The organism is Ideonella azotifigens, assembly GCF_021043325.1.
Classification (GTDB): Bacteria; Pseudomonadota; Gammaproteobacteria; order Burkholderiales; family Burkholderiaceae_C; genus Ideonella; species Ideonella azotifigens.
This window is the reverse complement of the sequence record NZ_JAJNKD010000004.1, coordinates 136,279-146,416: the sequence shown is the minus strand read 5'-3', so window position 1 is coordinate 146,416 and position 10,138 is coordinate 136,279. Positions and strand designations below refer to the sequence as shown.

9 protein-coding genes are annotated in these 10,138 nt (G+C 65.4%); 1 reads left to right on the top strand and 8 read right to left on the bottom strand.

Annotated features, from left to right (window positions below):
• Nucleotides 1–5: 5 nt before the first annotated feature.
• The 3 genes from LRH25_RS11285 to LRH25_RS11275 are packed head-to-tail and all read right to left on the bottom strand — an operon-like array spanning nt 6 to nt 4,075.
• Complete coding sequence (locus LRH25_RS11285; protein ID WP_141284729.1) at nt 6–794, bottom strand: hypothetical protein; 789 nt, start codon at nt 792–794, stop codon at nt 6–8.
• A 58-nt stretch (nt 795–852) separates the two neighbouring features.
• Entirely contained in the window at nt 853–2,112 is a 1,260-nt protein-coding gene (locus tag LRH25_RS11280; protein WP_141284731.1) for a glycosyltransferase family 4 protein, read from the bottom strand.
• A 1-nt stretch (nt 2,113) separates the two neighbouring features.
• Nucleotides 2,114–4,075: a peptidase domain-containing ABC transporter gene (locus tag LRH25_RS11275; RefSeq protein WP_231011171.1), complete on the bottom strand. Its 1,962-nt coding sequence runs from the start codon at nt 4,073–4,075 to the stop codon at nt 2,114–2,116.
• A 46-nt stretch (nt 4,076–4,121) separates the two neighbouring features.
• On the opposite strand from LRH25_RS11275, the gene LRH25_RS11270 reads away from it, so the two are divergent.
• Nucleotides 4,122–4,274 (top strand): hypothetical protein, encoded by a 153-nt coding sequence (locus tag LRH25_RS11270; RefSeq protein WP_231011170.1) that lies wholly within the window; start codon nt 4,122–4,124, stop codon nt 4,272–4,274.
• A 312-nt stretch (nt 4,275–4,586) separates the two neighbouring features.
• Here the strand turns inward: LRH25_RS11270 and fahA are convergent, their stop codons facing one another.
• The 5 genes from fahA to LRH25_RS11245 are packed head-to-tail and all read right to left on the bottom strand — an operon-like array spanning nt 4,587 to nt 10,137.
• Nucleotides 4,587–5,912, bottom strand: coding sequence for a fumarylacetoacetase (gene fahA, locus LRH25_RS11265; protein ID WP_141284735.1), 1,326 nt, complete (start codon nt 5,910–5,912; stop codon nt 4,587–4,589).
• 13 nt (nt 5,913–5,925) lie between these two features.
• Nucleotides 5,926–7,245, bottom strand: coding sequence for a homogentisate 1,2-dioxygenase (gene hmgA, locus LRH25_RS11260; RefSeq protein ID WP_141284737.1), 1,320 nt, complete (start codon nt 7,243–7,245; stop codon nt 5,926–5,928).
• Nucleotides 7,246–7,264: 19 nt separating this feature from the next.
• Nucleotides 7,265–8,239, bottom strand: coding sequence for a Bug family tripartite tricarboxylate transporter substrate binding protein (locus tag LRH25_RS11255; RefSeq protein WP_141284739.1), 975 nt, complete (start codon nt 8,237–8,239; stop codon nt 7,265–7,267).
• The gene (locus tag LRH25_RS11250; RefSeq protein WP_141284741.1) at nt 8,236–8,463 is read right to left on the bottom strand and encodes a DUF2783 domain-containing protein; all 228 of its coding nucleotides are present in this window, start codon (nt 8,461–8,463) and stop codon (nt 8,236–8,238) included. The genes LRH25_RS11255 and LRH25_RS11250 overlap by 4 nt, the downstream gene beginning before the upstream one ends.
• Nucleotides 8,464–8,478: 15 nt before the next feature.
• Complete coding sequence (locus LRH25_RS11245; RefSeq protein WP_141284743.1) at nt 8,479–10,137, bottom strand: FAD-dependent oxidoreductase; 1,659 nt, start codon at nt 10,135–10,137, stop codon at nt 8,479–8,481.
• Nucleotide 10,138 lies beyond the last annotated feature (1 nt).

Below are 10,138 nucleotides of genomic sequence, written 5' to 3'. Positions count from 1 at the left end.
TTCTATTAATTTCTATAATCTGCGCGAAATGAGCATACCCATGGATATGTGGGTTGCAATCTATCAAACATGCTCAACTGAGTAACTTGCAGATGCAATTCGGCAGGCTCCGCAGCATTCTTTGCTTTTGCCACTACGAATTGATAAATGGCGTAGTGGGCGCCATCGCGAATCAGCCATTGCCTTGGCCCTGTTTGGAACCCCATGTACCGATCTTCGGCCGATCGATTACCCTTATCATCCCCCACCCAAGAAGTTGCATCCGATGGAAACCAAGATAGCGTTGATATGGAATTCTTGACCGGCCGCTCGGCCGTTCTGGAACTTGTATCCCAACCGTCTCGCTTCAGGGAAACCAAACGGTATAACCACTGCTCAGGTCGCGGAGTATTAATCAAATGATATGAGTTGGGATAAAGCGCTGTACGCTGCAACGCCCAATCTTGAGACTCGAACTCGCGCAATCCGAGTTCCAAACCTTCACCAGTCCAGCTACTCATCAGTTGCATATAGCCGGCTCTATATAATTTCTTATCCAAAGTCTCCCACATCACCGACTTGATGCGCTCATGGCCATGCGTAAGTAAGCCGCTACTCAAGAATAGCCCACTGGACCGTGACTCATTGATATATGACAGAATGTCTTTGCAAGCCGGGTCACTTCTCTGTCCCTTGCTATCGCCGTTTTCTGGCTCCCTATAGAATTCAAACGTGGATATCGTCATGGCGGCGCCGACTTGGCCAACAACCATACTCGCGATAAAAAATGAAAGAAGCGTTCGAGATAAATTCATGCTTGACTCCCTTGTTCCCAATCTGGATTTACAAATATTGGCTTTTAATCCGGCCATCTCAATTTGTCACGTCTTCTAGGATTGAGCTAGGCAGATCCACCGGCGAACTGGGCATTGCCATGGCTCGTCCATACCCAGTTAGTCCATCCCGTAGGTTGTACTTCTGCACATCCAAACGCGCCCCGCGAGCGTGCTCTGATTGATCGGCACCGGAATCAATCTGCGCTAGCGCCTCATGAGCCAAGGCTCCAGCATCAAAGAACTTCACTAGCCTTGCATTCCGCCCGTGGACTAGCACTTCACGCACAGGTGAGGTATTGCTCGCAATCAAAGGAGTGCCACACGCCATTGCCTCCAGCAAGGACCAACTGAGCACAAACGGATAACTCAGATAGACATGTGCGCTGGAGATTTGCAGCACTTTGATGTATTCCGCCCGCGGAATGCGCCCCATGAAATGCGTGCGCAACGGGTCCAGCTTCACATCGCGCAGCATCTGTTCACGCCAGTTCGCCGCGTCCTTGGGCTTGCGCCCGTAGCTCACGCCGTCCCCGCCCACGATCACCGCGTGGCAACTCGGGTGCTGCTGCTGAATCTTCTCCAGTGCCCGCATGAAGATGTGAAACCCACGGTAGGGCTCAAGGTTGCGGGCCACGTAGGTGATGACGGGTTTGGCAGGATCGTTCGCGCGCAGCAGCTCTCCGCTGGGCGTGCGGATGCAGGCCTGGGGGGCCGGCCCCAGTGAGTCCACGTCAATGCCTTCGTGCTGCACTTGAATCTTGGGCTGGAAGAATTCCGGGTGGCGGCTGCGCTGCCAGTGCGTGGGGCTGATGGCCACGTCGCAGTTCGTGAGGTTCAGCGTGTGCAGCGCGTTCCAGGTGCGAATGCGAGCCCGGTCGTCAAACGTGAGCGGGAACTCGGGGTCGAAGCCCAGGTCCGCGCCCTCGGCGTTGTAGTACCACTCGCAGAGGTGCACCAGCTTTGAGTCCGGGTACACGTCTTTGGCGTAGAGCGTTTCGCCCCAACCGGGGTGGGCGAGGATCACGTCTGGCGTGAAGCCGCTTTGGCGCAGCTGCAGCATGGCGCGCGCGGTGGCCTGGCCGTGCAGCGTGGCGGCTTCCATCTGGCGCAGGTAGGGGTGCTGCTCTTTGCGGCCCAAACGTGCGAGCTTGTAGCGGTAGAGCTTCTGGAAGCCCGGCAGGCCGGGCGAGGTTTCCCGGCCCAGTGCGCGCACATCCCAGCCGGGGCGGGCAGCCCAGGCCAGCGCCATGTGGCCGAACTGGCCTGGGAAGTTCTGGTGAATGATCAGGAGTCTCATCTCAGCGATCTCCCTGTTCCGAAACGATGCCGTCCGGGACTGCGCCAATGGTCACCACCCTGTCCACCTTCAGTGCCTTGGGCAAGCCGTGCGCAATGAACACCATGCTGACCTTGCCTTTGAGCTGGTTGACCGTGGCGGCAAAGGCTTCGGCGGTTTGGGCGTCCAGCGCGCTGGTAGCTTCGTCGAAGATCAGCACCTTGGGGCCTTTGAGCAGTGCGCGGGCAATGGCCAGGCGCTGCTTCTGCCCACCGGAGAGGCCCACGCCACGCTCGCCAATCTCCGTTTGATAGCCCTGGGGCAGGGCCTCGATGGTGGCGTGGATGCCGGCCATGCGACAGGCGGCGGCGACTTGATCCAGCGTGGCGCCGGGGTTGGCGGCGCGCAGGTTGTCGAAGATGCTGCCGCTGAACAGCGTGGTGTCTTGCGGCACCACGCCGAAGGCACTGCGCAGCTCGTTGGCCCCGAGGTGGCGAATGTCCACGCCGCCGAGCTTGATCTGCCCCTCGCTGGGCGGGTAGAAGCCCAGCATCAGCTTGGCCAGCGTGCTCTTGCCACTGCCCGAAGGGCCCATGATGGCAATGGCCTGGCCGGGTTCAATCGTCAGGTGGAAGTGCTCGAACAGCAACGGCAATTCGGGCGCGTAGCGAAAGGCCAGGTTCTGGATTTCGATGCGGCCTTGGTCGGTTCCAGCCAGCCCGCCGCCCGCGCGTTGCGGCGTGAGCGTGTGGGGCTCGGTGGGTGCGTTCATCACGTCACCCAGGCGCTGCACCGCCAGGCGGGCCTGCTGGAATTGCGCCCACAGGCCCACCAGGCGCATCACCGGCTGGCTGAGCTTGCCGGCAAACATCTGGAAGGCGACCAGCATGCCGATGGTGAAGCTGGGCTCGGTCATCACCTCCCAGGCGCCCAGCATCAGCACGCCCAGGGTCATCAGCTGTTCCAGGGTGTTGGCGGCGACGTTGTAGGTGTTGCCAATCTGCTTGGTGTGAAAGCCGCTTTGCAGGTAGGCCGCCAGGAAGCCGCCATAGCGCTGGCGCAGCAAAGGCTCCATCTGCAGGCACTTCACGGTCTCGAAGCCGGCAATGTGTTCGGTGAGAAAAGCCTGGTTGCGCGCGCCCAACTGGAATTGCTCGGCCAGCCGGGCCTGGAAGATGGGCGCCACCACCGCGCTGGCCAGCGCGATCAGCGCCAGTACGCCCACCACCACGCCCGAGAGCAAGGGGCTGTACCAGAGCATCACGCCCAGGCAGATCAGCAGAAAGGGCAGGTCCAGCACCAGCGTCACCGCGGTGCTGGCGACGAATTCGCGGATGGTTTCCACCCCGTGCAGCCGCGCAGCCACCACGCCCGTGGGCCGGTGCTGGAAGTAGCGCAAGGGCAGGCCCAGCAAATGGCCCCAGACGGTGGCGCCCAGCACGGCGTCCACCCGGTTGCCGGTGTGCAGCACCAGGTATTGCCGTACCCAGCTGAGCAGGCTGGTGAAGACGATGAACAGCGCCATCGCCACGCCGATGGCGATCAAGGTGCTCTGGGTGCGGTGCACCACCACCTTGTCGATGATGGCCTGGGTGAACAGCGGGGTGGCCAGCGTGATGACCTGCAAGGCCAGCGAGGCCAGCAGCACGTCACGCCATACGCGGCGGTGCTTCAGCAACTCGGGCACGAACCAACGGAAACCAAAAGCGGTCTGGCTAGGCGGTGCGTCCGGGTCCGCCACCTGGGGCGTGCTGGGCTTGCTGAGCCATGCCGTGCCGCCGAGCATGGGAAGAAGTTCTGCCACGCTCAAGCGCAAGGGCTCGATGGTATTGGCCTTGAACAGCAGGACTTGCAGGGCGGTGCCCGCCTCCGAGCCGGGTGGAACGGGCGCCGTGTCGACGGTGGTGATGATGGCCAGCTGCGCAGAGGCCTCGGTGGCATCCTCTGCTGCGGGCCGCAAGTTCACCAGCAGGGGCAGCGGCAAGCGGGGCAGGAGGGCTGCCAACGCCTCGGGCTGTGCCGGAAGCGGCATGGGCTCGCACCGCAAGCCCAATTGCCGCGCGGCGGCCAGCAAGCTGCTGTCACTGCACGGCGGTGGGAACTCGCGCAGCACCAAGCCGGCCGAGAAGGGCCGCTGGTGCAGGGCACACAAGGAGCCCAAGGCCCACAGCCATTGCGACTGAGGCAGCACCTGTGCCGAAAACTCGATGAAACCGCGCTGCTGCTCACGCGCAGGAGCACCCCAGCGCCCCCGCCAATGCGAAAAATCCATGGCCCCCGCCCTGACTGTGTTGTTGTGTGAGCTTTGTCAGAGAGGCATCGCCGCTTGACCTGCGGCACCTCTTTGCAAAACTTCACTGCAGTCTAGGCAGCTGCTTATGCGTTTGGGTAAGTTTGTGGGGTGACCACATCCACCAAATTAGGGAGGAAGCACTTTATGCTGCCGGCCGGGCCGGCTTCGGGTGGCCGTTATGGCGGCAGGCCTGGGGGCACCCTCAGGTGGTAGCGCGCACCGGCAGGACCGTGCCTGAACAGTGGCCCAGGCCGATGCGGCGCGCGCCTTCGCGCTGGCAGAAGGCGCGCAGCGTGATGGTGTCGCCGTCTTCCAGGAAGCGGCGGGTTTCGCCGTTGGGCAGCGTGATCGGCTGCTTGCCGCCGTTGGTGAGTTCCAGCAGCGAGCCGGCTTGTTCGGGCTGCGGGCCGGAGAGGGTGCCGCTGCCCAGCATGTCGCCAGGCTGCAGGTTGCAGCCGGTGATGGTGTGGTGGGTGATGAGCTGCGCCACGGTCCAATAGGCGTCGCGATAGTTGGACTGGCTGAGCCGGATGGCAGGCTCACCGGCTTCGCGCATCCTGGGTGTCTGCAGCCAGACTTCGAGCTGGATGTCCAGCGCACCGCTGGCCTGGTTGGCGTCGCTGGCGAGGTAGGGCAGCGGAGCGGGGTCGCCTGCAGGGCGTTCGAAGGCGGCGCGGAATGGGGCCAGCGCTTCCAGCGTGACGATCCACGGCGAGACGGTGCTGGCGAAGTTCTTGGCGCCGAACGGGCCCAGCGGCTGGTATTCCCAGGCTTGCACGTCTCGCGCGCTCCAGTCGTTCAGCAGGCCCAGGCCGAAGATGTGCGACTCGGCCTGCGCCAGGCTCACCGGCTCGCCCAGTGCGTTGCCGGGGCCGACGTAGATGGCCAGCTCCAGTTCATAGTCCAGCCGCTTGGTGGCGCCCAGGAACGGCAGCTCGGCCTCGGGCGGCTTCAACTGGCCTTGGGGCCGATGGAAAGGCTGGCCGCTGGGGATGATGGACGAAGCCCGGCCGTGGTAGCCGATGGGCACCCACTTGTAGTTGGGCAGCAGCGGCTCGTCCGGCCGGAACAGCTTGCCGACCGTAGTCGCGTGGTGGATGCCGGTGTAGAAGTCGGTGTAGTCGCCGATGCGGCAGGGCACGCTCATTTCGGCTTCGGCCTGGGGCAGCAGGCAAGGCGCGAGCGCGGCTTCGTACACGCTGTTGGCCAGCAGCGCTGCCGAGAGTGCGGCGCGCAACTGATGGCGGGCCGCAGCGGGCTGGCCCATCAGGTCGTTCAGCTCGCCAGCGGCCAGCGGCAGCAGCAGGTCCTTCAGGCCGTCGGCCCAGCCGGGCACGTCGGCCGCCAGCTTCAGGTCCAGGATCTGGTCACCAATGGCCACGCCGATGCACCAGGCGTCTGCGCTGCCGGCTCGGCGGAAGCGGCCGTAGGGCAGGTTCTGAACGGGGAAGTCGGCTTCGGCCGCGTTCGCGGAGGTTACCCAACTGCTCAGTGCCGGGTTGAGGGTCATGTCGGAGGATGCGGTCATCGGGAGATTCATTTCAGTTCGAAGCGGCAAAGCGGTCTTGCAGGCCGGCCCAGCAGGCGGGGTAGTCGGCGTCCAGCGCGCCGCTGGGCTGCATCGCGTAATCGGTGGGAATGAAACGGTAGCGGCTCTCGAACATGAAGGCCAGTGTGTGGTCCAGCTTGTGCGGCTTCAGCTCGGCGCCGCTGGCTTTCTCGAAGGCTTCCTGGTCGGGGCCGTGCGGCACCATGCAGTTGTGCAGCGAGGCGCCGCCAGGACGGAAGCCTTCGGGCTTGGCATCGTACTGGCCGTAGACCAGGCCCATGAATTCGCTCATCAGGTTGCGGTGGTACCAGGGCGGGCGGAAGGTGTCTTCGGCGACCATCCAGCGCGGCGGGAAGATCACGAAGTCGCAGTTGGCGGTGCCGGGCGTGTCCGAAGGCGAGGTGAGTACCGTGAAGATCGACGGGTCGGGGTGGTCGAAGCTGATCGAGCCGATGGTCATGAAGTGCTGGGTGTCGTACTTCACCGGCGTGAGGTTGCCGTGCCAGGCCACCACGTTGAACGGCGAGCGGTGCGCGTCTGCCGCCCACAGCCGGCCGCCGAAGCGCTTGACCAGTTGGTAGCTGCCGGCCGGGCCGATGGGTGTGTCGTCGAAGGCGGCGACCGGGGCCTGGAAGTCGCGCGCATTGGCCAGGCCGTTCGAGCCGATCGGGCCCAGCTCGGGCAGGCGGAACTGGGCGCCGTGGTTCTCGCAGACGTAGCCGCGTGATGGCCCGTCCGGCAGCGCGATGCTGAAGGCGATGCCACGCGGCAGCAGTGCGATCTCTCCGGGCGCGACGTCCAGCAAGCCCATTTCAGTGGTGATGCGCAGCCGGCCTTGCTGCGGCACCAGCAGCATCTCGCCATCTGCATTCACCAGCGCGCGCTGGTCCATCGAACGGCCGCAGACGTAGACCAGCGCGGCCAGGCCTTGCTGGGCTTCGACGTCGCCGTTGGACGCGACGGTGCGCAGGCCGTCGACGAAGTCGAGCGCGGCCGCATCGTCCATCGGGAACGGACCCCAGCGCAGCGGCTCGGGCGGCAGCACTGCGCCCTCGGGCTTGCCGGTCACCCAAAGAGGTTGTGCATAGGGCTGGTAGCGGCCAGCGACCACCGAAGGCTGGCGGCGGTACAGCCAGCTGCGGCGGTTCTCATGCCGCGGCGCGGTGAAGGCGGTGCCCGAGACCAGCTCGGCATAAAGCTCGAACGGCGCGCGCTGCGGGCTGTTGCGGCCTTGCGGCAAGGCGCCGGCCACGGCTTCGGTGGCGAACTCGTTGCCGAAGCCGCTCAGGTAGCGGAGGGATGTGTCAGACATGGAAAAAGAGGTGCATCAATCAATCGAGGGTGATGTGGTTCGCGCGGATCAGCTGGCCCCAGCGTTCGCGCTCGGCGCGCACGTGGTCGGCCATCTGCTGCGGCGTGCCGGGCAGGGCTTCGAGCGCCAGCGTCTGGAAGCGGGCCTTGACAAAGGTGCTGTCCAGCGCTGCCTGCAAGGCCTTGTTCAGCTTGGCCACGGTTTCGGGCGGCGTGCCGGTGGGCACGACCAGGCCCTGCCAGGCATAAGCGACGAAGTTCGGCAGGCCTTGTTCGGCGAAGGTCGGGATCTCAGGCAGCACCTTCAGGCGCTGCGGGCTGGCCACCGCAATGGCCTTCAGCTTGCCGCTGCCCAGGTACTGCTGCACGCTGGCGGTGTCCATCATGCCGAATGGGACCTGACCGCCCAGCAGGTCGGTGACAGCAGGGCCGGCGCCTCGGTAGGGCACGTGGATCAGCTTGAGGCCGGTGCGCTCGCGCAGCAGCTCGGTCGCCAGGTGGTGCGGGCTGCCGGCGCCGGCCGAGGCGTAGCTGGTGCCGTCCGCATGGCTGTTGGCCCAGGCCAGGAATTCCTTCCAGTTCTTCACCGGCACATTGGGCGCGACCACCAGCAGCAGCGGGAAACGTGCCAGCAGGCCGACCGGCGTGAAGTCCTTCTCGGCGTTGTAGCTGAGCTTGCTGAAAAGCGCCGGGTTGGCGGCCAGCGTGGCGAAGTCAGCCGTCAGCATCACGTTGCCGTAGTCCCTGGACTTGGCCACGTAGTCGGCGGCAATGTTGGTCGCGGCACCGGGCTTGTTGTTGACGACGATGGGCCGGTTCAGCGTCTTGCTCATTGCATCGGCCACGGTGCGGGCCACCACGTCCGAGCCGCCACCAGGCGCGTAGCCCAGCACCCATTCCAGCGGCCGGTCCTGGGCCTGCGCAAGCAGCGGGGAGGCGGTCGAAGCCAAGGTCGCCAGCAAGGCGGCACGGCGGGAAACGTGGGTGGCGGTCATGCGTTGTCTCTCAGGTCGTTGTTCTTGGGCGCGGGGCCGCTGTCGCGCGCGGCCTGCAGCGCTTCGAGCAGCACCGGAAGCTCGCCGATGTGGTTGGCCAGCAGCAGCACCAGGCGCGCATTGAGCGCGTGGCTGGCGGCGGTGTCCAGGTCCTGGTGCGCGGCGATCAGGGCTTCATAGAAGTCGTCGGGGGCTGCCAGGTTGGGGGTGAGGATCAGGGCCATCTTGGTGTCCGGTGTTCAGCGGGCCAGCGCGCGCTGCAGCGCGGCGCGGAGTTCGGCCTGGCCTGCCGCGTCGGGCAACAGGCGCTCCCAGCGTGCGGCGAGGTGCTGGTCGGGGCGCAGCAGCAGCGCGCTGCCGGGCAACAGCGCGTAGCGTTGCGCCAGCAGGCCTTGCGTGTCGTCTTGCGGACGCAGGTGCAGCAACTGCAGCGGCGCCAAGCCTTCAGCGGCGTGGCGCAATGCGGCGTCAGACCAATCGTTCGCCTCATTGAAGACCAGCAGCGTGAAGCCCCGGTCGCGCTCAGCCAGTTCGCGTAGCAGCCACCGCGCTTGATCGCCCTTGGCTTGCAGTGGTGCATCGGCTGCCGGCGCACCGGGCACCATGCGGCAACCTTCGGGTGTCTCGCTGGCCGTGTTCAGCGTCGAGCCGGTCAGCGTGCTGGGCAGCGAGAGCCGGCCGCTGTTGACCAGGCTGCGGGCGAACGGGTGGTGCTTGGCGAGCTGCAGCACGGCGTCGCGGAAGACGCGGCTGATCTCGCTCTTGGGTGTGATGAAGTCGGTGGACCGGGTCGAGTTCAGGATGTTCTCGTCGGCCGCGGCTTCGCGTTCGTCGGCGTAGCTGTCCAGCAGGGCGTCGCTGCCCCAGCCTTGCAGCACGGCGGCGAGTTTCCAGGCGAGGTTGTCGGCGTCCTGCACGCCGGAATTGGCACCGCGGGCACCGAAGGGTGACACGCCGTGCGCCGAGTCGCCGGCGAACAGCACCCGGCCGTGGCGGAAGCGCGGCATGCGGCGGCAGGCGAAGGTGTACACGCTGGCCCATTCGAGCGTGAAGTCCTGGTCCTCACCCAGCAGGGCGCGCACCCGCGGCAGCACGTTTTCGGGCCGCTTCTCGACCTCCGGGTCCGCGTCCCAGCCGAGCTGGAAGTCGATGCGCCAGATGCCGTCGGGCTGCATGTGCAGCAACACGCTCTGGCCGGGATGGAAGGGCGGGTCGAACCAGAACCAGCGCTCGGCCGGCTGCGCGTGTTTCATGCGCACATCGGCGATCAGGAATCGGTCACGGAACACCCGGCCGCTGCTTTCCTGGCCCAGCATCTGGCGCAGCGGCGAGCGGGCACCGTCGCAGGCAGCCACGTACTCTGCCTCCAACGTGTAGTCGCCTTCGGGTGTGCTGACGGTCAGCCGCACGTGGTCTGTTTGCTGGGCGATGCCGGTGACACGGTGATGCCAGCGCAGGTCCAGCTCCGGCAGTTCGGCCGCACGCTCGACCAGGTAGCCCTCGACCGCATGCTGCGGCAGGTTCACGAAGGCCGGCCGCTCATGGCCGGGCTCGGGCAGCAGGTCGAAGCGGTAGATTTCCTCGTTGCCGAAAAACACCTTGCCGACGTTCCACTTCACACCCTTGGCGACCACGCGCTCGCCCACGCCCAGCCGGTCGAAGATCTCCAGCGTGCGCTTGGCAAAGCAGATGGCGCGCGAGCCGGCCGAGAGCTGGCTGTCCTCGTCCAGCAGCACGACCGGCACGCCGCGCTGCGCCAGGTCAATGGCCAGGCTCAGGCCCACCGGCCCGGCGCCGACCACGACCACCGGCCGGCGCACCGGCGTGACGGCGTCCTGGTCGGCGCTGCGCTGGTAGCCAAAGCGCAGTTGCTGGAAATCGGTTTCGACCGCGGCCATG

What these genes read in the sequence shown, in the direction of transcription:
- LRH25_RS11285 (WP_141284729.1), bottom strand. Translation starts at nt 794, where the DNA reads ATGAATTTATCTCGAACGCTTCTTTCATTTTTTATCGCGAGTATGGTT.
- LRH25_RS11280 (WP_141284731.1), bottom strand. Translation starts at nt 2,112, where the DNA reads ATGAGACTCCTGATCATTCACCAGAACTTCCCAGGCCAGTTCGGCCAC.
- LRH25_RS11270 (WP_231011170.1), top strand. Translation starts at nt 4,122, where the DNA reads ATGGGCTCGCACCGCAAGCCCAATTGCCGCGCGGCGGCCAGCAAGCTG.
- fahA (WP_141284735.1), bottom strand. Translation starts at nt 5,912, where the DNA reads ATGACCGCATCCTCCGACATGACCCTCAACCCGGCACTGAGCAGTTGG.
- hmgA (WP_141284737.1), bottom strand. Translation starts at nt 7,245, where the DNA reads ATGTCTGACACATCCCTCCGCTACCTGAGCGGCTTCGGCAACGAGTTC.
- LRH25_RS11255 (WP_141284739.1), bottom strand. Translation starts at nt 8,239, where the DNA reads ATGACCGCCACCCACGTTTCCCGCCGTGCCGCCTTGCTGGCGACCTTG.
- LRH25_RS11250 (WP_141284741.1), bottom strand. Translation starts at nt 8,463, where the DNA reads ATGGCCCTGATCCTCACCCCCAACCTGGCAGCCCCCGACGACTTCTAT.
- LRH25_RS11245 (WP_141284743.1), bottom strand. Translation starts at nt 10,137, where the DNA reads ATGGCCGCGGTCGAAACCGATTTCCAGCAACTGCGCTTTGGCTACCAG.